Annotated in this window: 22 protein-coding genes, 3 tRNA genes and 2 pseudogenes; 11 read left to right on the top strand and 16 right to left on the bottom strand. The window is 33.7% G+C overall.

All coding sequences use genetic code 11. From position 1 onward, the window contains the following. The first annotated feature begins 63 nt into the window (after nucleotides 1-63). The 3 genes from UZ34_05390 to UZ34_05380 are packed head-to-tail and all read left to right on the top strand — an operon-like array spanning nucleotide 64 to nucleotide 3051. Nucleotides 64-921 carry a dihydrodipicolinate synthase gene (locus UZ34_05390; GenBank protein ID AKO64792.1) on the top strand — a complete coding sequence of 286 codons (858 nt, stop codon included), beginning with the start codon at nucleotides 64-66 and terminating at the stop codon, nucleotides 919-921. Then, nucleotides 914-2293, top strand: coding sequence for a hypothetical protein (locus tag UZ34_05385; GenBank protein ID AKO64791.1), 1380 nt, complete (start codon nucleotides 914-916; stop codon nucleotides 2291-2293). Before UZ34_05390 ends, UZ34_05385 begins: the two co-directional genes overlap by 8 nt. A 5-nt stretch (nucleotides 2294-2298) precedes the next feature. Then, nucleotides 2299-3051, top strand: coding sequence for a hypothetical protein (locus UZ34_05380; GenBank protein AKO64790.1), 753 nt, complete (start codon nucleotides 2299-2301; stop codon nucleotides 3049-3051). Here the strand turns inward: UZ34_05380 and UZ34_05375 are convergent. Further along, a complete protein-coding gene (locus UZ34_05375; protein ID AKO64789.1) occupies nucleotides 3044-4084 on the bottom strand; it encodes a hypothetical protein in 1041 nt (346 codons plus the stop codon). The genes UZ34_05380 and UZ34_05375 overlap by 8 nt on opposite strands. 38 nt (nucleotides 4085-4122) lie before the next feature. On the opposite strand from UZ34_05375, the gene UZ34_05370 reads away from it, so the two are divergent. Further along, nucleotides 4123-5130, top strand: coding sequence for a hypothetical protein (locus UZ34_05370; GenBank protein ID AKO64788.1), 1008 nt, complete (start codon nucleotides 4123-4125; stop codon nucleotides 5128-5130). Nucleotides 5131-5146: 16 nt separating this feature from the next. Beyond that, nucleotides 5147-5737 carry a hypothetical protein gene (locus UZ34_05365; protein AKO65177.1) on the top strand — a complete coding sequence of 197 codons (591 nt, stop codon included), beginning with the start codon at nucleotides 5147-5149 and terminating at the stop codon, nucleotides 5735-5737. Here UZ34_05365 and clpA read toward each other — a convergent pair. The 7 genes from clpA to UZ34_05330 are packed head-to-tail and all read right to left on the bottom strand — an operon-like array spanning nucleotide 5712 to nucleotide 13905. Beyond that, nucleotides 5712-7997 (bottom strand): Clp protease ClpX, encoded by a 2286-nt coding sequence (gene clpA, locus UZ34_05360; protein ID AKO64787.1) that lies wholly within the window; start codon nucleotides 7995-7997, stop codon nucleotides 5712-5714. The genes UZ34_05365 and clpA overlap by 26 nt on opposite strands. A gap of 7 nt (nucleotides 7998-8004) precedes the next feature. After that, nucleotides 8005-8292: a Clp protease ClpS gene (locus tag UZ34_05355; GenBank protein AKO65176.1), complete on the bottom strand. Its 288-nt coding sequence runs from the start codon at nucleotides 8290-8292 to the stop codon at nucleotides 8005-8007. Between the two features lie 28 nt (nucleotides 8293-8320). Beyond that, on the bottom strand, nucleotides 8321-9577 hold the full coding sequence (locus UZ34_05350; GenBank protein ID AKO64786.1) for a magnesium and cobalt efflux protein CorC: 1257 nt from the start codon (nucleotides 9575-9577) through the stop codon (nucleotides 8321-8323). Nucleotides 9578-9585: 8 nt separating this feature from the next. Further along, nucleotides 9586-10524 (bottom strand): preprotein translocase subunit SecF, encoded by a 939-nt coding sequence (locus UZ34_05345; protein AKO64785.1) that lies wholly within the window; start codon nucleotides 10522-10524, stop codon nucleotides 9586-9588. Continuing rightward, a complete protein-coding gene (locus UZ34_05340; GenBank protein AKO64784.1) occupies nucleotides 10524-12416 on the bottom strand; it encodes a preprotein translocase subunit SecD in 1893 nt (630 codons plus the stop codon). Before UZ34_05340 ends, UZ34_05345 begins: the two co-directional genes overlap by 1 nt. A 12-nt stretch (nucleotides 12417-12428) precedes the next feature. Continuing rightward, a complete protein-coding gene (locus tag UZ34_05335) occupies nucleotides 12429-12743 on the bottom strand; it encodes a preprotein translocase subunit YajC (protein AKO64783.1) in 315 nt (104 codons plus the stop codon). Nucleotides 12744-12801: 58 nt separating this feature from the next. After that, nucleotides 12802-13905 carry a queuine tRNA-ribosyltransferase gene (locus UZ34_05330; GenBank protein ID AKO64782.1) on the bottom strand — a complete coding sequence of 368 codons (1104 nt, stop codon included), beginning with the start codon at nucleotides 13903-13905 and terminating at the stop codon, nucleotides 12802-12804. 85 nt (nucleotides 13906-13990) lie between these two features. On the opposite strand from UZ34_05330, the gene UZ34_05325 reads away from it, so the two are divergent. Genes UZ34_05325 through UZ34_05315 form a run of 3 tightly spaced genes read left to right on the top strand, consistent with a single transcriptional unit; the run spans nucleotide 13991 to nucleotide 16955 of the window. Next, nucleotides 13991-14755: a CDP-diacylglycerol--serine O-phosphatidyltransferase gene (locus UZ34_05325; GenBank protein AKO64781.1), complete on the top strand. Its 765-nt coding sequence runs from the start codon at nucleotides 13991-13993 to the stop codon at nucleotides 14753-14755. Continuing rightward, on the top strand, nucleotides 14752-16287 hold the full coding sequence (locus UZ34_05320; GenBank protein ID AKO64780.1) for a 2-isopropylmalate synthase: 1536 nt from the start codon (nucleotides 14752-14754) through the stop codon (nucleotides 16285-16287). Before UZ34_05325 ends, UZ34_05320 begins: the two co-directional genes overlap by 4 nt. A gap of 2 nt (nucleotides 16288-16289) precedes the next feature. After that, entirely contained in the window at nucleotides 16290-16955 is a 666-nt protein-coding gene (locus UZ34_05315; protein ID AKO64779.1) for a phosphoserine phosphatase, read from the top strand. Here the strand turns inward: UZ34_05315 and UZ34_05310 are convergent. Beyond that, a pseudogene (locus UZ34_05310) lies at nucleotides 16952-17410 on the bottom strand (hypothetical protein). The gene UZ34_05315 and the pseudogene UZ34_05310 sit on opposite strands and share 4 nt — an antisense overlap. 371 nt (nucleotides 17411-17781) lie before the next feature. On the opposite strand from UZ34_05310, the gene UZ34_05305 reads away from it, so the two are divergent. Then, the gene (locus tag UZ34_05305) at nucleotides 17782-19137 is read left to right on the top strand and encodes a signal recognition particle (protein ID AKO64778.1); all 1356 of its coding nucleotides are present in this window, start codon (nucleotides 17782-17784) and stop codon (nucleotides 19135-19137) included. Between the two features lie 61 nt (nucleotides 19138-19198). Beyond that, a tRNA-Lys gene (locus tag UZ34_05300) sits at nucleotides 19199-19274 on the top strand. A gap of 6 nt (nucleotides 19275-19280) precedes the next feature. Here the strand turns inward: UZ34_05300 and UZ34_05295 are convergent. From UZ34_05295 to UZ34_05285, 3 genes and pseudogenes are all read right to left on the bottom strand, one after another. Beyond that, nucleotides 19281-19868, bottom strand: a pseudogene (locus UZ34_05295) (hypothetical protein). A gap of 38 nt (nucleotides 19869-19906) precedes the next feature. Then, nucleotides 19907-20572 carry a molybdenum ABC transporter permease gene (locus UZ34_05290; protein ID AKO64777.1) on the bottom strand — a complete coding sequence of 222 codons (666 nt, stop codon included), beginning with the start codon at nucleotides 20570-20572 and terminating at the stop codon, nucleotides 19907-19909. Further along, complete coding sequence (locus UZ34_05285) at nucleotides 20572-21321, bottom strand: hypothetical protein (protein ID AKO64776.1); 750 nt, start codon at nucleotides 21319-21321, stop codon at nucleotides 20572-20574. The genes UZ34_05290 and UZ34_05285 overlap by 1 nt, the downstream gene beginning before the upstream one ends. A gap of 6 nt (nucleotides 21322-21327) precedes the next feature. Here UZ34_05285 and UZ34_05280 point away from each other — a divergent pair, with 6 nt between their 5' ends. After that, on the top strand, nucleotides 21328-22323 hold the full coding sequence (locus UZ34_05280) for a hypothetical protein (protein ID AKO65175.1): 996 nt from the start codon (nucleotides 21328-21330) through the stop codon (nucleotides 22321-22323). 3 nt (nucleotides 22324-22326) lie between these two features. Here UZ34_05280 and UZ34_05275 read toward each other — a convergent pair. The 4 genes from UZ34_05275 to UZ34_05260 form a co-directional block, all read right to left on the bottom strand. Next, nucleotides 22327-22403: transfer RNA gene (locus tag UZ34_05275), tRNA-Arg, on the bottom strand. A gap of 13 nt (nucleotides 22404-22416) precedes the next feature. Further along, nucleotides 22417-22493: transfer RNA gene (locus UZ34_05270), tRNA-Arg, on the bottom strand. A 36-nt stretch (nucleotides 22494-22529) separates the two neighbouring features. After that, nucleotides 22530-23621 carry a hypothetical protein gene (locus tag UZ34_05265; protein ID AKO64775.1) on the bottom strand — a complete coding sequence of 364 codons (1092 nt, stop codon included), beginning with the start codon at nucleotides 23619-23621 and terminating at the stop codon, nucleotides 22530-22532. Next, the gene (locus tag UZ34_05260; GenBank protein ID AKO64774.1) at nucleotides 23621-24130 is read right to left on the bottom strand and encodes a hypothetical protein; all 510 of its coding nucleotides are present in this window, start codon (nucleotides 24128-24130) and stop codon (nucleotides 23621-23623) included. The genes UZ34_05265 and UZ34_05260 overlap by 1 nt, the downstream gene beginning before the upstream one ends. Between the last annotated feature and the right edge of the window lies 1 nt (nucleotide 24131).

The raw sequence follows: 24131 nt of genomic DNA, 5'->3' as shown, positions 1-24131 counted from the left end.
TATGTTGATCATACCTTAAATCAAGTAAAATGTTATTTATTACTTAAGTTACCAGTTTACGACATGTTAAAAGGCAGTTTTGTTGCAATAGTTACACCAATGTTTGAAGATGGTTCAATTGATTATGAATCATTAAAAAAATTAATTGATTTTCATTGCGAAAATAATTCTAATGGAATTGTTATCGTTGGCACCTCTGGAGAGTCCCCAACAATTACATTTGAGGAACATACTAATCTAATTAAAGAGACTATTGAATATACATCAAAAAGGTTGCCGGTTATTGCTGGAACTGGAGCGAATTCAACTGAAGAGGCAATTTTTTTAACAAAGTCAGCAAAGGACTTAGGTGCTGATGCTGCTCTGATTGTGTCGCCGTATTACAATAAGCCTCCTCAAGAGGGCTTGTATCGTCATTTTAAAAAAATTAACGATGAGGTGGATATTCCTCAGATTTTATACAATGTTCCATCAAGAACTTGTTCAGACATTGAAAATGAAACAGTGGTTGAGTTATCTAAATTAAAAAATATCATAGGAATTAAGGACGCAACGGGAGATTTAAGCCGAATTGAAAATTTAAAAAACAAGGTAGCTGATAGCTTTTTATTTTACAGTGGTGATGATGCCACTGCATGTGAATTTTTAAAGCTAGGTGGCCATGGAGTCATATCTGTAACAGCAAATATTAAACCACAAGAAATGAGTTCGATTTGTCAGTTAAATGCATTGGGTCAATTTGAAGAGGCTATCAATATTAATCAGAAAATAGGAGAGCTTCATGACATATTATTTGTTGAGTCCAATCCAATACCTGTAAAGTATCTCTTAAATAAGATGGGGTTGATTAAGCCTGGTATCAGACTGCCTCTAATTTCACTGAACCCAGAATATCATAAACTATTTGAAAAATATGTATAAATTAATCCTTGCAATTTTAATATCAATTTTCCTTATCGGTTGCTCAAGTATTGATGAGATACCAATCATTGATAAAGTAACCCAACCAGATTATGTTAGTTCAAAAAAAGCAAAAAAATTGGAAATACCTCCCGATCTTGATGATGTTAACTCTTCTAACCAATATACAATCAACGGTCAGCCAACCTCGTTAAAACAGTATCAGAATAAAGACAATGAAAAAAATCTGGCTAATCTAATCGACAATGAAAAAGATAAAATTAAAGTTGTTAAATCAGGGTCAATGCGATGGTTGGTTATTCCTGCCAGACAAAAAGAAGTGTGGCCAGTCGTTGAAAATTTCTGGGAAGAGATGGGTTTTGATGTTTCATCATCCAAACGAACAGGAATCATTGAAACGAAATGGATAGCAGAGTCAGATCTAAAGAAAGATGAAGGCACATTGGGAAGATTTGATGCCTGGTTGGATGCCTTAGCTAATACAGGTACAAGACGAAAATTTAGGACTAGGATTGAGGATGGTGTTGAAGACGGAACAACAGAAGTGTATTTGTCACAAAGATCAGTGCTTAAAGGACTTGATGAACATTACGAAAGAAAAGCGAATCACTACAACAATACGGTAAATCCAGACACTGTATATGTTCTTCCTGAATACAAATCTGGGGAAGATGATAAAAAAGAGATTATGGTTAGTAATTTTAAAGAAGACGACTTAGAAATTCAGTATGAACTTCTACGACGTCTTATGGTTAAATTGGGAACAAGTGATCTTTCCGCGAGAGAGTCACTGGATACTGCCGTTGAAATCAAAAATGCTGAGTTGATTAATCAGGATGATTATAGGTATATTAAATTAAACGATAATTACAGCAGAGCGTGGAGAAGATTAAGCTTGGCCATTGATATGGTCGGTTTTTTAGTTGAAGACAAAAACCGTTCTGATGGGATTTTTTACATTAAATACTCAAACTTAGAAATCGACGAGGATGGAAAGAGTCCAAAAAAGAAGAAAGGATTAATTAGTAAGTTGGCTTTTTGGCAAGACAACGATAGCTCGAAAGAGGAAGATCCTGATGGTCAAGAGATGTACAGAAAAGAAATTGAAGGGGAAGATCAGGACGATGCTTCGCCAGAGAAATCTGATAAAAAATGGTCTGAAAAGACGTGGGAAGAAAAATTTCCTTTCTTCGCAAACTGGGGTGACGATGATGAAGAAAATGTTCCGGAAGGGGAGAAAAGATTCAGAGTGCGCATTGTTGAGATTGATGATGGCGCAAAAGTCTATATCGACTACCCTAACGAGTCATTAAATAAAACAAAAACTGCTCAATCTATCATCAATATTCTTTATGATTATCTAAAAACATAAAAATAATGTTCTTATTTGCATCTTTGGGAAGTGGTAGCGAAGGCAATTCTTTTTTAGTTAAAACTAACAAAACAATCGTTATGGTGGATTGTGGTTTCAATTACAAAGAAACAGAAAATAGATTATCAGCCCTAAATCTCACTTTTTCAGATATTGACCATATTTTAATCACTCATGAACATGAAGATCACATGAGAGCAATTAAGATGATTATCAAGAAAGAGAATATTCAAATAAGTTGTTCTTATGGCACAGCAAAAAAAATTGGAATTGTTGATAAGGTTAATGTAATAAACCCTGGCGATACATTACAAGAAAATGATCTTCAGATCGAAGTCGTTCCTGTTCCTCATGATGCACGCGAACCATGCCATTACATTTTTAAAAAAGACTCGTTAAGAATTGGAATAATTACAGATTTTGGATCATTAACTCCTAAAATTATTAAGTCTTATTCTAATTTAAATTACTTGGTTCTGGAGGCAAATCATGATGCAAACTTGCTAATGCAATCCTCCTATCCTATAAGTTTAAAGAATAGGATTTATGGCAAATTAGGTCATGCAAACAATGATTTAACATTTGAATTAATTTCTAAAATAAATAAAGAAAGATTAAAAAAAATTGTATTTTGTCACTTGAGTAAATTAAATAATCAAAAAGAGATTATTAAGAATACAGTTAAAGAGTACTTTAATGAATTTCAATGTGAGTTTATAAGCCAAGAAAATATATTTAATTGGTCTGAAATTAAATAACAAATTTTCTTTTAAATACAATATATTCTTTTTTATATAGTTTATATAAAAGTAAAATAGATTTATTATCTAAGTTATTAGCCATTATAGTTGACTCATTGAAAAATTTTCTAATTTCTTCCATTGATTCAGTTTCAATATCAATTTTAATTCCATTCATATAAAAATTTTTACCAAAAAATAAAGCCCTTGTCCTTTGATTTAAAAAAATAGGCATTTTTTTTAATTGCTCTTTAAATTTTTTTAAGCTTATAACTTTTGTTTTAAATAACTCTTCATCAACGCTTGAAAGGTAAATACCTATAAATTCATCTAGAATTATTGGTCTACAGTCCAAGTGGCGAATAAAAAAATCTTTAATATCATTTGGAATTAATGCCTTTTGTTTGGAAAATGTTTTATTTTGAAAAAAGATTGTTGATGTTTGATCTAATAGATTGAACATATAGTCATTAAAAATTTCTTTTAAATTTAAAGAGTCAGGGGATCTAAATCCAACCGAGTAGGTGTTGCATATTTCAGATTGACTGATCCCATAATGATCAATCCCTGGCGGAACATATAGAACGTCACCTTCTTTGACAGTATATGAAAATACTTTTTTATTTTCATAAATTTTCCAGTTCTTAATTCCCTTGCCCTGAATCAAAAAAACACTGTAATTATCCTTATGCTTTCCAACCGATCCTTTTCTATTAGATAAAGAAATCATGACATCATCAATCAAATATTGTGGGATAAAATCAAATAAGTTTTTTATTTCAAAGGAAAGCTGATGGATATGGTTTGTTTTATAAAAAAGCTTACTTTTTGGAGTATTTACATTTATTTTTTTTTTCACATTAGTGAAATTAATGTATTTTCTTCCATCTTGAATAAACAGTTTCCTCCCTAAAGCTTTCGTTGATGGTAAATTTAAATCATCCAAATCAACAAAGTTATCATTAAAATTTTTTATTCCACCAGGAAGAAAAAAATGTTTTTTGCCCCAATAATTTTTAACGAAGGATTTTTTATTTAATACTAATTTCATAAGTTTATTTTAGATTACTTTAAAGATAGAATGTTGTTATGTTATATCGCTTCTTCCGATCAGTAATATTTCTGTTACCCCCTGAATTTTCTCATCACTTCATTTTGAAAATCTTGAAGTTCGTTAATTTTATTTCACTTTTGAAAGTAAAAGATATAAAAAATGAAAAGCCATTTTTTATCAAGGGATTAAATTTCAAAAATAGGGTAGGTTTGGCTGCTGGTTTCGATAAAAATGCAGAGCATATGCAAATATTTGAAAATCTTGGATTTGGTTTTTTGGAAATAGGTACTGTGACCCCCAAACCACAACCTGGTAATAAAAAACCTAGGATTTTTAGAGATCCCAAAAGTGAAGCTCTTATTAATTCTTTTGGTTTTAATAATGTTGGTATTTATAAGTTTATTGATAATATTAAAAAATCCAAAGTAAATCTTGTTATTGGCATAAATATTGGAAAAAATGCCTTGACTCCATATGAGGACTCCATAAATGACTATATAGCATGTATGAGAGAAGCATACATATGTGCAGATTATTTAACGGTGAATATATCTTCTCCTAATACCAAAAACTTAAGGGATCTTCATAATCTCTCGGATTTAAAAATATTTATAAAAAGCTTAATGATAGAAAAAAATAAGTTGCAAAAAAAATTGAATAAGTCGGTACCCATTTTTTTAAAACTATCACCAGATATTGATGAATCAAAAATTAAACCAATCATTGACTTACTAATTGCTAATAACATTGATGGTGTTATCGTCACTAATACTACAATTGATAAGTCAAAAATATCTAAGCCCTATCAGCATCTTCCTGGGGGTGTATCAGGAGCACCTTTAAAAACAAAATCAGAACAAATGTTATCAACAGTTAAAAAAATATCTAAAAATAAACTCTTAATTATTAGTGTTGGAGGAATTATGACTGCTGATGATGCATTAAAAAGAATTAGAATGGGAGCTGATTTAGTTCAAATATATACCGGTCTCATTTATCAAGGACCATCTTTAGTAAATGAAATTCGTCAAAAGTTATCATAGGAGTGACTTACCCTTCATGTATTCTTATAGAAGGTGCCCATACGCGATGCGTGCACGCTTGTCACTATATCTTGCCAGGATTGAATTTAGTGTATACGAAATTTCTTTAAGGGATAAACCTGAACATATGCTAAAAGTAAGTCCCAAAGGAACGGTCCCAGTTCTAATTTTAGGAGAAAATCAAATAATAGATGAGAGTCTCGATATAATGATATGGGCGTTTTCACAGCAGGGTATTATGGATAAATACCTTCCTCAGGATAAGAAAAAAAGTAGTTTATCTCTGATAAATACAAATGACACTAGTTTTAAAAAAAATTTAGATAGCTATAAATATTCAAGTGATGACAGAAAAAAAGTGGACGCATTTAAAAAGTGTCTAGATTTTGTATCAGAGCTTGATTTACTTTTGGAATCAAATGAATATCTATTAGATGACAGCCCTCTCATGGTTGACTATGCAATCTTCCCATTCATTAGGCAATTTATTAATGTCGACGTACAGAGATTTAAAGACGTGGGACTTAAAAAGATTTATCAATGGTTTAATCGAATGTTATCATCCAATGAATTTGAACATATTATGATGAAGTCAAAGATTTCTTAGATGATGTCAATTGTTTCGACTCAATCTGTAGCTTGATATTTTCATTTTCATCAATATCAATATGAACATCGCCCCCGTTAACTAATTTTCCAAATAGTAATTCGTCAGCAAGAGCTTTTCTAATAGTGTCTTGAATTAATCTTGACATAGGTCTAGCACCCATTTTGATATCGAAACCATTTTTGGCTAAATAATTTTTTAAATTATCTGAAAAAGTCACTTCAACTTTTTTGTCATGTAGCTGATTCTCAAGTTGGATTAAAAATTTATCTACAACTTTAAGAATAGTCTCATTCTCAAGTGGGGCAAAAGAAACAATAGCATCAATACGATTTCTAAACTCTGGAGAGAAGGCTTTATTAATTTCTTTTTTCTCGTCAAAAACAGTTTGATCATCTGCAATAAATCCTAATGAGGATTTTGATAATGACTCAGCGCCAACGTTTGTGGTCATAATTAAAGTAACATTCCTAAAGTCAATTTTCCTTCCATTGCTATCGGTGAGGAAGCCATTGTCCATGATTTGAAGAAGTATGTTATGAACATCAGGGTGTGCTTTCTCAATCTCATCAAGTAATAAAACCGCATATGGATTTTTATTGATTGACTCTGTAAGAGTACCACCTTGATCAAATCCAACGTATCCAGGGGGAGCACCAATTAATTTTGATACGGCATGTCTCTCCATGAATTCACTCATATCAATACGAATTAATTCAATACCTAATGTATACGCCAGCTGCTTAGCGACTTCAGTTTTACCAACCCCAGTTGGCCCACTAAACATAAAACTACCAATCGGTTTATTGTCTGACAGTAAACCACTGCGAGCCATTTTTATTGCTGTTGATAGTTTATTAATGGCTTCATCTTGACCAAAAATTATAGCTTTCAGATCTCTCTCTAAGTTTCTTAACATGCTTAGATCGTCTTGATTGATATTTTTTGATGGAATCTTCGCAATTTTTGAAATCACTTCCTCAATTTCTTTCGAAGAAATAGTTTTCTTTTGTTTAGTTTTTGGGAGTATTTTTTGTAATGCCCCAGCTTCATCAATAATATCAATCGCTTTGTCAGGTAGTTTTCTATCGGTAATATATTTAGCTGATAATTCAACCGCTGAAATCAAAGCGTTGTTTAAAAACTTAATTTTGTGATGACTTTCAAATGATTTTTTTAAACCTTTAAGTATTTCTATAGAAACTGGGATCGATGGTTCATCGACATCAATTTTTTGAAAACGTCTGGATAATGCATGATCTTTTTCAAAAACAGTTCTATATTCATTAAAAGTTGTTGCACCAATACATCTCAATTCCCCTTTAGCTAGAGCAGGTTTAAGGAGATTTGATGCATCTAATGTACCACCGCTAGCAGATCCTGCCCCAATGATGGTGTGGATCTCATCAATAAATAGTATGGCATTAGGTTTTTTTGTAAGTTGTCTCAAGACATTTTTTAGACGCTGTTCAAAATCACCACGATATTTTGTACCAGCAATAAGGGCGCCAAGATCTAAAGAATATATCACGGTGTCTTTAAGTACTTCAGGTATATCACCATCAACAATTTTTTTTGCAAGACCTTCAGCTATGGCTGTCTTGCCAACACCTGCATCACCAACTAGAAGTGGATTGTTTTTTCTTCTTCTACATAAGATTTGAGCCACTCTTTCAATTTCATTTTCTCTTCCAATAACTGGGTCAATTTTTCCATCAAGAACAACTTTATTAAGGTTTAGCGCATAAGATTCAAGATCAGATTCTTTGTTTTGAGTTTTTTGATCAATATTTTCATCAACCTCATCAGCTTCGTTTTCTTTATCTAATTCTTTTTCAATTCCATGCGCGATAAAATTGACAACGTCTAATCTTGCAATTCCTTGTTGATGAAGAAAGTAAACCGCATGCGAATCTTTCTCACCAAATATTGCAACCAGAACATTTGCCCCTGTTACCTCTTTCTTACCAGACGATTGCACATGCAACATAGCTCTTTGGATGACCCTTTGAAAACCTAGGGTAGGCTGTGTATCAACCTCATTTTCTCCATTGACAATAGGGGTATGCTCTTCAATATGGTTAAGAAGGTCTTTCTTCAGGGAGTCAAAATTTGCTCCACAAGCTTTTAATACTTCTTGAGCAGATGGATTATCAAGCATAGCGACTAATAGATGCTCTACAGTAATAAGCTCGTGTCTTTTTTGGCGTGCATCCATAAACGCCATGTGTAAACTTACTTCTAATTCTTGTGAAATCATAATTTAATCATATCTTTTCTATAATACTTTGCAAGGGGTGTTGAGCTTCTTTTGCTAACTTTAACACCTGGTTCATCTTGGTTTCTGCGATTTCATATGGGTAAATTCCACATATTGCCATCCCCTCTGTATGAATTTTCAACATAATTCTTGTTGCCTCATCCTCTGTTTTTGTGAAAACTTTCGTAATGACGTCAACCACAAATTCCATGGGAGTAAAATCATCATTAAGAACTAAAACTTTGAACATCTTGGGAAGATTTGGTTTAACCTTTTTTTTGGGTTCAACTAATATCTTGTGATCTTCTTGAGCCATAACAATTTTATTTAAAAACCTTAAGAGTTTTTATATATTTATCTTGCGCATTAATAATTTCAAAAGTAATGCCATCAATTTTAAAGCTTGTATTGGTTTCTGGGATATCTTCAAAATATTCTAAGATATATCCGTTAATTGTTTTTGCTTTTTGTGATGACAAATTCAATTTAGTAATTTTATTGATTTTTTTTAAGTTACATCCTCCTTCAATAATCCATCCATCATTTTCATTAATAATCTTTGCATCATCTGAAGGCAGGTTTAAACTAAATTCACCAGTAATTTCCTCAAGAATATCTTCAAGAGTAATTATCCCCATAAAGTCGCCATATTCATTAACAACGACAGCAATCTTATATTTATTTTCTTGAAAATTTTGAATTTGTTTATGCAAAGAAGTTCCACTTGCAACAAATTCTGCTGGCTCTATGGTATCCCTAATCTTATCAATTGTAATGCCATCCTGATCATCAATGAATTTTATTAATTTTCTGATATTTAATAATCCGGTTATTTGTTGACTATCATTACTTCGGACTAATATAAACTCATGGTGATAAGTTTTTAATTTTTTAAATATCTCATCAACTTCTTGATTTATATTGATGAATTCAACATTGGTATGCGGAATCATTAGATCGTCAACACTATCATTCTCTAGATCAATTAAATTAATGAGCATAGATTGATTTTTGTTTGTAATGCCCTTGCTTGAAGATGAGATCACAGATTTTAGCTCATCCATAGTAATCAAATTTTTTTCATTAAAATTCAGCTTTATATTGAAGACTTTTAGAATTGATAATACAAAAAAGTTAATAAATAAGACTATCGGATAAAGAACTTTAAGAAGAGGATATAGTACAAAGCTACATGCCAAGGCCAATTTCTCACTATATGCAGCCGCAATAACTTTTGGGGTAATTTCACTAAAAATAACAATTAAAAAAGTTACTATTAAAGTTGAGGCCAATAAAATTTCCTCATCTGAATTAAATAGCTGAATTGATATAACCGTAACCATTGAGGCGGCTGCAGCATTGGAGAAATTGTTACATATTAAAATCACACTCAAAAGCTTGTCAGTTTGTTTAATTAATTTATTAGCCAAACGAGCCGATTTTACACCCTTTTTTTCTAGATACTGGAGTCTGTGTTTATTAATACCCATCAAACTTGTCTCTGCAATTGAAAAAAAACCCGAGATAAAAAGTAGGCAGAATAAAATAGTAATTTGATAAGTTATTGGTAAGTCAATCACTTTTCAATTTATGGAGTAGATTCCATTTCTTCTTTTTTTTGCGGGGTTGAGCCAGCTAGGTTGGATTGATTGGTTCCAAGCCATAAGGCCATAGGACAGCCAACCATAATGGATGAATAAATTCCAAATAAAATTCCGATTGTTAGGGCAAGAGAAAAATTATGAAGGATTTCACCACCAAAAATTAACATCGAAATAACCACTGTTTGTGTAGATAAATGGGTCATGATGGTTCGTGACATGGTACGTGTAATTGCATTATTCATTACATCAATGACACTCGACCTTCTCATTTTCTTAAAGTTTTCTCTAACCCTATCAAAAACAACAACAGACTCATTCACAGAATAGCCAAGCACAGCAAGGACTGCGGCTAAAACTGTAAGATTGAATTCCCATTGAAAAAAAGCAAAAAAACCTAAAATAATGATTACGTCGTGCATGTTGGCAACAACTGCAGCTAAGGCAAATCTCCATTCAAACCTTAATGATAAATACAAGATGATTCCCAAACAGACAAATAGAATAGCCAATGCTCCATTTTCAAAAAGCTCCTCACCAACTTGACCTCCAACCGATTCGACTCTCTTAATTTCAAATGGAATATTCAGTTTGGTTAGCTCTTGATTAACCAACTCAGATAGTTCAGCGATTGTAATAGCTTCATTTAAAGGCATTCTGATTAGAACGTCTTTATCGGTGCCAAAATTTTGAACCTGAATTTCATTTAAGTTTATTTTTGTTAGCTGCTCTCTAATCTCATCAACATTAGCTTTTTCTTCATAGGATATTTCAATGATCGTCCCACCAGTAAAATCTACACCGTAATTTAAGCCCTTTTGGAATAAGAAAAAAAATGCCAAAATAAAAGTAATGATTGAGATGAACGCCGCAATCTTTCGATATCTTAAGAAAGGAATATCATTTTTTACGCGAAATATTTCCATTAGTTATTAACCTTATAAATTTCACCAATATTTAGCTTATCAATTTTTCTTTTTGAGCCATAGAAGAAGTTAACTAAGGCTCTTGAGACCAAGATGGCTGAAAACATAGATGTAAGAATGCCTAAAACATGGACGACAGCAAAACCTTTAATAGGCCCAGTCCCAAACATAAATAGCGCTATACCCGCAATCAGAGTTGTGATATTAGAATCTAATATTGTTCCCCAAGCTTTCTCATAACCCAAGTGAATACTTGCTTGCGGAGTATTACCATTTCTTATTTCATCTCTAATACGTTCATTAATTAGAACATTTGAATCAATAGCCATACCAACTGTAAGTGCCATCGCCGCAAGACCGGGTAAAGTTAATGTTGCTTGTATCGTAGATAAAAGTGCGACAAGTAGAACTAAATTGATACTCAGGGCGATCGATGAGAATAGACCAAACAACATGTAATAAATTGAAATTAATATAATTACTGCAATGAAGCCCCAAAAAGTCGATTGAATACCTCTTTGAATGTTTTCTTTACCCATGCTCGGACCAACAGTTCTTTCTTCAATGATCTCCATCGGCGCTGCTAGCGAGCCAGCTCTCAACAATAACGAAACATCCGTAGCTTCTTGTGCATTTTTCATCCCAGTAATTTGGACTCTACCGCCACCAATCTCACTTTTGATCACTGGTGCAGTGATTATTTCTGTTATATCTTTTTCAATTAATAAAATAGCAATTCTTTTACCAACATTATCCCGGGTAATTTTTTTGAATATATTTGCACCCTTACTATCCAAATTCAATGAAACAATTGATTGCCCAGTTTGATTATCCACTCCAGGCCCTGCGTTATTGATATTTTCACCAGTTAAAATCACATCTTTCTTGAGGAGCAAGGGGTTTTGATTGCGGTCATAAAATAAATCTCTACCGAAAGGAATATTGCCGTCAATGGCATCATCAATATCCGCCGGACTAGCTTCATCATCAACCAACCTCATTTCAAGCAGCGCAGTTCGACCAATAATATCTTTTGCCTTAGCAGTATCTTGCACACCAGGTAATTGGACAACAATCCGATTCTCACCTTGTTGTTGAATAATTGGTTCGGCAACACCTAACTCATTAATTCTATTATTTAATGTTTCTAAATTCTGCTTGATAGCAAATTTTGTCATCTCTTCTTTATTTGCTTGCGAGCCCTCAATAGCAAGAACAAAGGCTCCATTATCTGTAATTTCTTTGATCTTTTCTTTGCCGATAGATCCACCCAGATTTATTCTTTTAGAAAATTCAAAACTTGAATCATCCTGCTTCAGAAGACTTTTTGATTTTTTCAAATCGTCTTCATTGGTAAGCTGAACTAATATTGAACCGTCTTCGACAGAAATCTGATCATATCTAATCTTATTTTCTCTTAATAATGTTCTGATTTCATTAATCCTTCCAGAGGACTCTTTTGCTTCAATATTACTTAAATCAACTTGCATTAGAAAATGCACACCACCTCTTAAATCAAGACCTAAATACATGGGTTGACCCCCAATACTTTCAAGCCATTTGGGTGAATTAGGAAGTAAATTCAATGCCACCACAAAATTAGGACCTAATTTGTCTTCAAGCAAACCTTTCGACGTTAGTTGATCTTCGTTATTGGTGAGTTTAATTTTTATGTAATTCTCAGTCAGGGCAACTCCGTTATAAGGAATATTATTTTCTTCGAGTATTTTTTCGGACTGTGATGCAATAATGGGGTCCATTTTTTCACCCGATTTAATCGGCATAATTTGTACTGCAGGAGCCTCGCCAAAGAAATTGGGCAGCGCGTAAAATACAGCAAAGACAACTGTTAAAAGAATTAAGGTATTTTTCCAACGAGAAAACTGATTCATAGATTTATCGACTTAAATAGACTTAATAGTTCCCTTGTTTAAGACCGCTTGCACTGAATTTTTTTGAACCTTAATTTGAGTATTATCGGATATTTCTAATATTACAAAATTGTCAGAGACTTTTTCGATCTTTCCTAGGATTCCAGATGCAAGCATGATTTCATCTCCCTTTTTTAGTTCTGATAATAATTTTTTATGCTCTTTCGCTTGCCTCATCTGTGGACGAATCAGCATAAAATAAAACAAAATAAAGATAATGATGAACGGAACAAAACTCATTAGACCACCTGGAGCAGGTGCGCTGTTTGCGTAAGCTAGTGAAATCATTAGAACCTCAAATTAAAAAAATGAAGATGAATTTTAGCATAATTACCCTTATTAAAGTCTATTTGTGAGATGTCCCTCTCTTAGAAAAAAAATCACTCTTATATTCTTTAAATTTTTGATTAATAATTGCTTTACGCGCATCCGCCATAAATTTATTATAAAAATATAGATTGTGAATTGTATTTAATGTTGAGCCCAGCATTTCTCCAATCCTAAATAAATGATGGAGGTAGGACCGTGAAAAATTTTTACAGGTATAACACCCACAATGTTCATCTAATGGTTTTAGGTCGTTCCTATACTGACTATTTTTTATTTTAATATCTCCAAACTGAGTAAATAGCCATCCGTTTCGTGCATTCCTTGTTGGCATGACGCAATCAAACATATCGACTCCTTGTTCAACTGCGTTAAGAATATCCTCTGGTGTACCGACTCCCATTAAATATCTAGGTTTATTGTTAGGCATGTGATCAGATAAATCTGTGATGACTTTCAGCATCTCGTCTTTTGGCTCTCCTACAGATAAACCTCCAATGGCATACCCATCAAAATCTAATTCTTGTAATTGATTTATCGAGTCAATCCTTAAATGTTTATACATTCCCCCTTGAACAATTCCAAATAGAGCATTGTTGCATTTAAAAGAATCTTTAGATCTTTTTGCCCATCGCAAACTTAACTCCATGGATGATTTAGCCTCCTCTTTGGAAGCTGGATAATTTGTGCATTCATCAAATACCATTGCAATATCTGAGTTGAGTTTTGTCTGAATTTCCATTGAAATTTCAGGGCTCAAGAAACAAGAATCACCGTTTATTGGAGATTTAAATACCACGCCATCTTCATTCAACGATCTTAACTTGCCTAAACTCCAGACCTGAAAGCCACCGCTATCAGTCAAAATTGGCCTTTGCCAATTAATGAAATCGTGTAATCCATTGTGATATTCAACAATATCCATACCTGGTCTCAACCAGAGATGGTATGTATTCCCTAGAATGATCTGAAAATCAATTTCCTCAAGCATCGAAGGTGTTATGCCTTTAACAGCCCCATAAGTTCCAACTGGCATAAATATTGGAGTATCAAGCGTTCCGTGATTTAAAGTTATTTTGGTTGCACGAGCTTTTGAGTCGGTTGATTCGATTTTGAATAGCATAGTAATTTTTTTTTAAAAGCCTATTATATGAGCAATCCTCTCTAAATACGATGAAAAAAGGAATGATCTAGGATAAAATTATGTGATGAATAAATCAGTAAAAAAACAAAGCGAATTTTATTTACTTCCAAACTTATTTACAACAGCAGCATTATTTTTTGGTTTTTTTTCAATTTTAAATGCGATGAATGGAAAATTTGAATTTGCTGCATTGGCTATCTTTTTTGCGTTGGTCATGGATGGCCTTGATGGGAGAGTGGCAAGACTCACCAACACAGAAAGCAAGTTTGGTGCCGAGTATGATAGCTTGTCGGATATGGTATCTTTTGGTGTGGCTCCTGCACTTGTTATGTATGTTTGGGCCCTTAAGCCATTAGGTAAGATTGGATGGATTGGAGCTTTTATCTACTGCGCATGTGCAGCATTCAGATTGGCTAGATTTAACACAAAATTAGATGTGCTTGAAAAAAAATATTTCTTTGGATTTCCTTCTCCTGCGGCAGCAGCTTTGGTCGCTGCATTTATTTGGGTTTGCATTGACAACGGGATAAGTGGCAATGATATTTTTTTAAATTTTTTTCAAATGCAGTGGTTTGCACTGGTTATGATTTTGATTGCAGCATTATCGATGGTTACAGATATTAAGTATTACAGCGGTAAAGATGTAAATTTAAGAAATAGTGTTCCTTCGGTATCCATTTTATTGATTGTGATGGCTTTTTCACTTCTTTCACATAGTCCTGCTGAAATTATTTTTATAATTATTTTTGGTTATTTATTATCAGGGTATCTAAATGTTTTTAGAGAAAATTTCACAATTCAAAAAAAAAATAATAGAAAGAAAAAATGACAGATAATTTAATAATATTTGACACCACGTTAAGAGATGGGGAGCAAAGCCCGGGTGCTTCCATGACTCAAGAAGAGAAGGTTCGAATTGCACTACAGTTGGAAAAGCTTGGAGTTAATGTCATTGAGGCAGGTTTTGCGGCAGCGAGCCCTGGAGACTTTAAGGCCATTGAGGCGGTTGCAAAAAAAATTCAGAAATCTACTGTTTGTTCACTCGCTCGGGCAGTAAAAAACGATATTAAAAAAGCAGGACATGCTATTCAGAGTGCTGCTTCAGGAAGAATTCATACATTTATTGCGACAAGTCCGATTCACATGGAAAATAAATTAAGAATGACCCCTGATCAAGTTTTAAATAGAGCGGTTGAGGCTGTAAAATGGGCCCTTGAGTATACTGATGACGTAGAATTTTCTGCTGAAGATGCTGTTCGATCTGAGATACCATTCTTGGTTGAGGTTTTTGATGCGGTTATACAGGCTGGTGCTAAAACAATTAACGTCCCTGATACAGTAGGATATTCAATTCCCTTTCAGTGGGGTGATCGAATTAAACAGCTGATTGATAAGGTGCCTAATTCAAAATCAGTCATATGGTCTACTCATTGTCATAATGATCTTGGTATGGCGGTTGCAAATTCATTATCAGCCGTTTTAAATGGCGCTAGACAAGTTGAATGTACAATCAATGGCCTTGGTGAAAGGGCTGGAAATGCCAGCTTAGAAGAAGTTGTGATGACAGTGAAAACTAGACAAGATATTTTTAATTTACAAACCAATATTAATACTGAATTTATTGTGCCAACATCTAGGCTGGTGTCAACAATTACAGGATATGCTGTTCAGCCTAATAAGGCGATTGTTGGAGCAAATGCCTTTGCCCATGAGTCTGGAATTCATCAAGATGGTGTTTTAAAGCATAGGGAAACCTATGAAATTATGAAGGCTGAAGATGTGGGATGGGGTGCTAATAAAATTTCATTAGGTAAGCTTTCTGGTAGAAATGCCTTCAAGAACCGTTTAGAAACACTTGGTATTGATCTGGATTCGGATGATCTTTTAAATGCGGCATTTGAAAAATTTAAAAATTTAGCGGATAAGAAATCAGAGATTTTTGATGAAGATATTCATGCATTAATAAGTGATGAGTATTCTGCAGATACTGCAGAGATTTTTAAATTAATATCCTTGAAAGCGACAGCGGAGATTAATAAGAAACCAACTGCCCAAATTACAATTGACAGGGATGGTGAAGAGCTTTCTGAAGATTCCGAAGGAAGCGGCATGGTTGATGCTACTTTTAAAGCCATTGAAAAAATTGTTAAGTCAGATTCTGAACTACTACTGTATTCTGTTAGTAATATTACAACTGGTACTGATGCTCAGGGTGAGGTTACAGTTAGGCTAGCGAAGGGTGGGCGTGTTGTGAATGGCCAAGGATCAGATACTGACATTGTTATTGCGTCAGCTAAAGCCTACATTAATGCAGCGAATAAAATATTATCTAAGCTCGAGAGAGCCCATCCTCAGGTTTAATTTTGAATTTAGCTTTATTTGATTTAGATAACACCTTGCTCAGAGGTGATTCTGATTATAACTGGTCAAAATTTCTTATCAAACATGGACTTTTGGATAGCAAGGAGCATGAAAAACAAAATGAAATTTTTTATCAAGATTATAAAGATGGGTGTCTTGATATTTATAAATTTTGCGAATTTCAATTTCGTCCGTTTACTTTGATAAAAAGAGATCAATTGAATCAGCTTCGTGAACAATATGTAGCTGAGGTTATCAAGCCTCTGGTAACTAAAAAGTCCCTGGATTTGGTGAAGTCCCATCAAAAAAATAATGATCTGTGTATTATCATTACTGCCACAAATTCATTCATTACAAAACCAATTGCTTCACTTTTTGATGTAGATATTTTAATAGGCACTGATCCAGAAGAGGTTGATGGTAATTTTACTGGTCATGTTTCCGGGACGCCTTCATTTCAAGAGGGAAAAATTACTAGATTAAAAGCATGGTTACAAGAGCATGAATATTCGTTTGACAGCTTTATGCAAACTTATTTTTATTCAGATTCCCAGAATGACCTTCCTTTGTTAAATTCTGTATCAAATCCTGTATGCGTTAATCCCGACCCTATTTTAGAGACAAAGGCTAAAGAAAATAATTGGCCTATAATTTCTTTGGATGATTAACTAATGAGATATTCAAAAACAAATTTGCTGCCGAAGTAAGAAAGCACTAAAAGGATAAAGGCAAACAAAGATAGTTTTATCGCTTTCCTTCCTCTTAAACCATTTATTTGTCTTTGATAGATAATATAGCCATAGAAAACCCATGAAAATATTCCGAATAAAGTCTTATGGTTAAAAACAAAAGGACTGTTAAAAATTTCCTGCGAGAAGAAAATTCCTGTAAAGATTGTAATCGATAAGAGTAAAAAACCTATTCCTATCATAGTAAAAAGAAACTGTTCCATACTTAATAAAGAATTGTCAGTTGAAAACAGTGAAGAGATCTTTTTTTTATGAAGATTATTTTCTAAAAATAAAATAAAAATTGAAAAAACAGCTGAGTAAGCTAAAAGACCATAAGCAATTATTGCAATTGTGATATGAGAAAGATAATAAAGTGAGTCCGTATTTCTTATTGAATAATCATGAGAAAAAAAATAATGAAATACTAAGATAACTAGAGTTGGGATAATCACAATTTTTTCTAAGCCTTGGTAATTCATTTTTATATTAAATATAAAATAAAATATGACGGTAACAATACTTACCACCAATAAAGCATTAGAAAAATCAAAGTTAAATTCATTAAGAACAACATCGTGATAGATGAGAAAAAGGTGACTAATTAACGCTACTAATAAAAAAAGATTTTTTAATTGAATATTATTTTTTAAATTTACAAGGCTAAGTAAATAAAAAATCAATGCAGCAGATAGGGAGCCAAAATACAACATATGTCTTATTAATGATTTACAATTATTAATTATATTATAGGTTAAAAAATATTATGTTAGAAAATTTAACAGATAAGCTGCAATCAGTTGTTAGAAAAATTTCTGGCCAGTCCAGATTTACTGAAGAAAATATTAGCGATGCTATGAGAGAAGTAAGGATTGCTTTAATTGAAGCTGATGTGGCAATACCAGTTGTTAAATTTTTTATAGATCAGGTAAAAGAAAAAGCAATCGGCACAGAAGTACTTAAAACAGTGTCTCCAGGTGACGCTATTGTTAAGATCGTTCAAGATGAATTAACAAATTTGATGGGGCCGGAAAATGTTCCCTTAAATCTAGAAAAAAAACCCCCCTCCGTAATCTTGATGGCAGGCTTGCAAGGCTCAGGTAAAACAACCACATCAGCAAAATTAGCGAAACTATTAAAAGAGCAAAAGAAGAAAGTGATGCTTGTCAGCGCAGATGTCTATCGACCTGCAGCGATTGATCAATTAAAAACATTAGCAGCAAGTATTGACGTTGAGTGTTATGACTCCACTGAAAAAGATAAGCCGATCAAAATAGCGGAAAAATCAATTGATTATGCAAAAAAACACTTCTTTGATGTTGTCATCTTTGATACGGCAGGACGAACTGCAATTGATGAAAAAATGATGAAAGAAATTCAATCATTGCATAAAGTATTAAAACCAGCCGAAACACTTTTTGTTGTCGATTCTATGCAGGGTCAAGATGCAGTAAATACTGCAAGTGCATTTAATGATGCCCTTGAGTTAACAGGGATTGTACTTACAAAAATTGACGGAGATTCAAGAGGGGGCGCAGCACTATCAGCCAAGCATATTATTGGAAAGCCAATTAAATTTGTTGGCGTGAATGAGAAGATCAATGGCATTGAGCCTTTCTACCCTGATCGATTGGCTGCAAGAATATTGGGGATGGGTGATATTGTTGGCCTGGTTGAGGAGGCTCAAAAAAACGTTGACCAAAAAGAAGCTCAAAAATTAGCTGAGAAAGTTAAATCTGGAAAGAATTTTGATTTAGAGGACTTTAAAAACCAAATTGTTCAGATGAAAAAAATGGGTGGTGTTGGCGCCCTAATGGATAAGATGCCCTCGCAGCTCATGGGCCAGGCTCAGCAAAAAATTAATCCAGAAGATGGAGATAAATCTTTGATGCAAATTGAGGCAATCATTAATTCAATGACCCCGCTTGAGAGAAAAGAGCCTGATTTAATTAAGGCAAAAAGAAAACAGAGGATTGCTAGTGGATCTGGTACCAGGGTTCAAGACATTAATCGACTGTTAACCCAGTATGAACAAATGCGAAAAATGATGAAAATGTTTTCTAAAGGCGGCCTATCCAAGATGATGAGAGGGTTGGCGGGAAAATTCCCCGGAATGAGATAAAATTCCCTTTTGTTTATTGACCAATTAAACGATCTAGTCCATAATTGCGTGTTTGATTCATGGGGTGTTAGCTCAGTTGGTAGAGCAGCGGACTTTTAATCCGTTGGTCGCGAGTTCGAATCTCGCACACCCTACCACTTAATTTACCCTCCAATAACAACCCCTTTTTCTTTTTTGATCTTAATAATTTCTGCTGAATATTTTTTCGCTTCAGACAGTTGATGGCTTACTAAGATCGTGACAATTTGATTTTTAATAATGTGGTTATGGAGTTTTTTAATTAATTGATCACGATATTGTTTGTCAATAGCATGAAAAGACTCATCAATAAGTAAAATTTTTGGATTTTTTACGAGCGCTCGAGCTATAGAAACTTTTTGAGATTCACCACCAGATAGACTTCTTATATTTTTATGCAGCAATTCATCAATATCCATGAGGTCAATGATCGCATCGTAATTATTATGTTTTAATGCCCCAAAAGTTATATTTTCCTTGACGCTCAAATGGGAAAATAATCTAAGATCTTGGAATATGTAACCTACATCTCTAAATTGAGGCGCAATATTGATACCTTCATTCTCATCAAACAATCTTCTACCAGCAATATCAATGAGGCCATGATGTGGCTCTCTTATCCCTGCAATGATATTCAGGATGGTAGTTTTACCAACACCTGAGTGCCCATGCAAACATACAATTTGTGATTTTGTTTTCACATTAATTTGCATGGACAAGCTAGGATTTTGATATGTAAAGTTTAAATGTATCATTTACTAAGTCTATTGCTGATCATTAACGCCGCTAATGAGATAAAAATACTAATCCCAACTAATCGAATTACTATGAGATTAGCATCTGGATCCTGAAGAGATGAATAAATAGCCAGTGGGAGTGTTTGTGTTTCGCCAAAAATATTTCCAGCAAAAGTAATTGTAGCCCCAAATTCTCCAAGGCTTCTACTGAAGCTTAAAATAAAACCAGTAATGATTCCTTTTTTGCTTAATGGAATTATAATTTTTTTAAAAATTTTTAGTTTATTTGCACCTAAGGTTTGTGCAGCCTCGATTAGTTTTGGATCTATTTCAGAGATTGATTGGCGAATAGATCTTACAAAAAGAGGAAAACCCATGACTGCTGAGGCAATCACTGCTGCTATCCATGTAAAAGAAATTCTTATATTAAATGTTGAGAAAAAAATATCACCAACCAATCCATTCTTGCCAAAAATAATTAGTAGAAAAAAGCCAATGACTACAGGCGGTAAAACTAAGGGAAGATGGATAAGGCCATCAACAAAAGACTTACCAATAAAATTTTTTCTAGCTAAAAAATAAGCTATTAATAATGATGGAAAAAAAGCGATGATTGATGAAATAGATGCTACCTTTAGTGAGAGAAGTAGAACAGTAATTTCATAATCAGATATAGTCATCAATCTATTATAAACCCATGATTTTTTAATATTCCTAAAACACCGGGTTGCTGCAAATAATTTACAAAATCTTTAGTGTCTTTATTTAATTTCAGAATACCAATTTCATATGTAATGTCAGAATATAAAATTAATGGAAGACTTTGGACGTCAATATTTTTTTTTAAATTAAAGATATAGCTTGAATAGGTGATGGCATAGTCACATTCATCAATTGATAAATAATATTGTAACGATGCTGCATCTTTTAAAAAAATAATTTGGTTATCAGTTATGTTTAGATTCATGGCATTAATGGCTTCAACACTATAAAATCCAAGAGGAGCATTCTTTGGATCAGCTAGACAAAAACGTTCATTGTCATTCAACGTTAAATTTTCAAGCGATTTCATAGATCCTATCATCGACAGAGAATTAGAAATCCATGGCTGTCTTTCTTTAATCTTCTGATGTTCATCTAAATAATTTATCCATTTTTTATTTGCTGAAATAAAAATATCGTAGGGTGCATCTCTCATAATTTGTTGAGCAATATTTCCAGAGGCGCCCATCCCAAATTTCAATTTTACATCGCTCTGTTTTTTGTAATCGTTGACTATCTCTTTCATTGCATTGTGAAGGCTTGAGGCATAACCGATGTAGATATTTTCACTTGCTTTTAATGCTTGTGAAAAAAGAATAAAAAATCCAAAAATTATTTTTAAATAATTTTTAAAGATAATTGAATTTAATGATTTATGGATAATCATAAAAAAATGAAAAATATATTATTCTTAATTGTAACTTCATTATTCCCCTTTTTGGTTTTTGCATACCCGGCTCAACATGAGCTTTTTGAGCTGAATAAGTCCATGATTCAATTATGGGTGAGTTACGAGAAAGGTGTCACTGGAACAGGTTCCGGTGTGGTAATTAAAAAAAATCACGTTGCAACTGATTGCCATGTTTTTCAGAATGCTACCGGTGTAAACGTTGTCAAATATCATGATACTTACAGTCCCATAGGAGTATATGCGGACTGGGAACATGATATATGCGTACTTAAATTTGATAACCTGCCTCTTGAGCCAGTTGAGGTCAGACAGAGTGAGTCCATCCATTATGAAGAAGAGGTGTTTACCTTAACTTTTCCAAACGACAATCCAGTGCCGTTACCATCTTACGGAAAGGTAAAAGCTCTATATAACTTTGACAAAGGCTCCATAATTCGCACCTCTGCTACATTCACAGTTGGATCAAGTGGGGGAGCTTTGTTTGATAATGATTTTAATTTGATTGGCATTACAACATTTAAGAGTCCTGGAAAACGATTGGGTTATTTTTATTGCTTACCAACTGAATGGATAGATAAAGTTATGCAAACAAAAATGCTTACCGATATCAGAAGCGAAACTGCACCCTTCTGGGCCCTGCCTGATGAGCAGAAACCATTTTTTATGCAAGTGGTTTTACCACTTCAAGACTCTAACTGGGCTGAAGTAAAAAGGATAGCTAAGATGTGGACACAATCTGAAGATGACAGCACCAATGCATGGTTTTATTTAGGCTTGGCGGAGAAGGAGTTTAATCGAGACTTCGCTAAGCTCTTTTTAAATAAATCTATTTCTTTGAACCCAAGAAACCTAGACGCTCTAAAAGTCTTGTATGAATTATCGTCTGAGGAGGGCGATGATGAATCAATTAAGAAATATAGATCGATGATTGAAGCTGTTGATCCAGATCATTTTGTCGATCATAACAGCCAAGTTTAATATTGGCGCGCCCGAAGAGATTCGAACTCCTGACCACTTGGTTCGAAGCCAAGTACTCTATCCAGCTGAGCTACGGGCGCAGATAGATTTAATTGGCGCGCCCGAAGAGATTCGAACTCCTGACCCCTTGGTTCGTAGCCAAGTACTCTATCCAGCTGAGCTACGGGCGCGTCAACGCTATTATATCCCTAATTTAGTTGTTTTAACTAGTTGCTTGAGACCGGGAGTGTCAAAATAGGCCCAGCCTTTTCAATCTGTCCTGATTGGAGGGCTGCAATTTGATTGAGGAGCATAAGGGTGTATTTACTTTGCATATCATTATCTTTGATATAAAACCAATTTCCACGATATTCAACAGCGATAGTTGCCTGTTCAGGTGGTTTTTTTGAGGTATGAACAGTAAATAAATTATCTAGAACTGCTTGCCAGTCAAAATCTTCCCCATTTTTATTCTTAGTGACCGTTACTCGACCTTCCTTAATATCATCAGCTGGTATTGAAACTCCGTGCGACAAGAAAAATAAAATACCTGCTAGAGATCTAGATTCGATTTGAATATTGTCATTCGATGAAGCGTCAAAATAATTTGGGGTGATGGGAATGATATTATTTTTTTTATTTATCCTAAGGTCAGATAAAAACTTTTCTACATCAGCATCGGTGATGTAGTCTTTTTTAATTAACAACGCTAAATCACCAGGATTTCCATCAAGCTGATAACCTAAAGTAATCTTCGATGTTTTTTGTAACAATCTAAAATCTTTAGCAATTTGGTTAAATGCGGCATAATCTGGAGAATTTGTTGGCGTTGGTCCTGAAGCTTCGGAAGCATTGTCAATGTGATTAATTTTATTGACAGTAAGTCGAAGAATTCTTTCCAGACTCCATCCGGATCGCGCTAAAAGTAAAATGACTTGATGATCGATTGGGGTGAGTACATTTTTTACAAAGTCTGCACCAGACAAGGGTGAATAAGAAATGGTTGGTTTTTCAATGTATTCTGTATTGCCACGAATGCCAATATTATTTTTTCCTACTGCATCACTCTCAAAAATAGAGCCATCTAAACCAAAACCTTCTTTCCAATTAAATGAAGTGGACACGCTATTTACTTTAAGAAAAGCTGGATTGTCGGCATATCTTAATCGAACAAGGTTTAATAAGGTTTCTTCATCGTCAGTTTGCGCAAGTACTTTGTTGTAGTCATTTCTTCCTGCTTTCATAAAGTCTGGACCAAATTGACTGCAGCTTGACAAAAGAATGCATGAGATGAGAAGGCATATTATTTTTTGAATCATTAAAATTTACCTGTAAAGTCCCATTTACCTAAATTGACCCCATTCATCCTGAGAATATTGTATGTGGTAGTCACATGAAAGAAAAAATGGGGAATAATCCATCTTTTTAAATAATCTTCACCATTTTTGAAGGTAAATTTTTTATCTCGAATAGAAAATTCAATATATTTATTTTCAGACCCTGCCATCTGAGCAGGTTTAATTTTTTTTAAAAAGCTAATTGTTTTAGTGATGCGGCTTTGAAGCTGTTTGATTGTTTTTTCATTATCTGAATAGCTCGGCGCGTTTTTTCCTGCTAATCTTCCAATACCTTTTCTTACCATATCTGTGCCAATTTGAATTTGTCGAGATAACGGATACATGTCAGCAATTAATCGACTGTTAACATATATGGTTGAGTCAATTTTTCTTTTGTCTGCAAATCGTTGGGCTTTATTGAGAATTTCAGATAGATTTTCTAGCATATTGATTATCATGGGTACCGATAATTCATACATTGGAACTTGCATA

Source organism: Methylophilales bacterium MBRSF5 (assembly GCA_001044335.1).
Taxonomy (GTDB): domain Bacteria; phylum Pseudomonadota; class Gammaproteobacteria; order Burkholderiales; family Methylophilaceae; genus BACL14.
Note: the sequence above shows the minus strand (reverse complement) of the source record. Positions and strands in the feature narration are given on the sequence as shown.

Coding starts and splice junctions, on each gene's coding strand:
- UZ34_05390 (AKO64792.1), top strand. CDS start 64: ATGTTAAAAGGCAGTTTTGTTGCAATAGTTACACCAATGTTTGAAGAT.
- UZ34_05385 (AKO64791.1), top strand. CDS start 914: ATGTATAAATTAATCCTTGCAATTTTAATATCAATTTTCCTTATCGGT.
- UZ34_05380 (AKO64790.1), top strand. CDS start 2,299: ATGTTCTTATTTGCATCTTTGGGAAGTGGTAGCGAAGGCAATTCTTTT.
- UZ34_05375 (AKO64789.1), bottom strand. CDS start 4,084: ATGAAATTAGTATTAAATAAAAAATCCTTCGTTAAAAATTATTGGGGC.
- UZ34_05370 (AKO64788.1), top strand. CDS start 4,123: ATGTTATATCGCTTCTTCCGATCAGTAATATTTCTGTTACCCCCTGAA.
- UZ34_05365 (AKO65177.1), top strand. CDS start 5,147: ATGTATTCTTATAGAAGGTGCCCATACGCGATGCGTGCACGCTTGTCA.
- clpA (AKO64787.1), bottom strand. CDS start 7,997: ATGATTTCACAAGAATTAGAAGTAAGTTTACACATGGCGTTTATGGAT.
- UZ34_05345 (AKO64785.1), bottom strand. CDS start 10,524: ATGGAAATATTTCGCGTAAAAAATGATATTCCTTTCTTAAGATATCGA.
- UZ34_05340 (AKO64784.1), bottom strand. CDS start 12,416: ATGAATCAGTTTTCTCGTTGGAAAAATACCTTAATTCTTTTAACAGTT.
- UZ34_05335 (AKO64783.1), bottom strand. CDS start 12,743: ATGATTTCACTAGCTTACGCAAACAGCGCACCTGCTCCAGGTGGTCTA.
- UZ34_05330 (AKO64782.1), bottom strand. CDS start 13,905: ATGCTATTCAAAATCGAATCAACCGACTCAAAAGCTCGTGCAACCAAA.
- UZ34_05325 (AKO64781.1), top strand. CDS start 13,991: ATGAATAAATCAGTAAAAAAACAAAGCGAATTTTATTTACTTCCAAAC.
- UZ34_05320 (AKO64780.1), top strand. CDS start 14,752: ATGACAGATAATTTAATAATATTTGACACCACGTTAAGAGATGGGGAG.
- UZ34_05305 (AKO64778.1), top strand. CDS start 17,782: ATGTTAGAAAATTTAACAGATAAGCTGCAATCAGTTGTTAGAAAAATT.
- UZ34_05290 (AKO64777.1), bottom strand. CDS start 20,572: ATGACTATATCTGATTATGAAATTACTGTTCTACTTCTCTCACTAAAG.
- UZ34_05285 (AKO64776.1), bottom strand. CDS start 21,321: ATGATTATCCATAAATCATTAAATTCAATTATCTTTAAAAATTATTTA.
- UZ34_05280 (AKO65175.1), top strand. CDS start 21,328: ATGAAAAATATATTATTCTTAATTGTAACTTCATTATTCCCCTTTTTG.
- UZ34_05265 (AKO64775.1), bottom strand. CDS start 23,621: ATGATTCAAAAAATAATATGCCTTCTCATCTCATGCATTCTTTTGTCA.
- UZ34_05260 (AKO64774.1), bottom strand. CDS start 24,130: ATGCAAGTTCCAATGTATGAATTATCGGTACCCATGATAATCAATATG.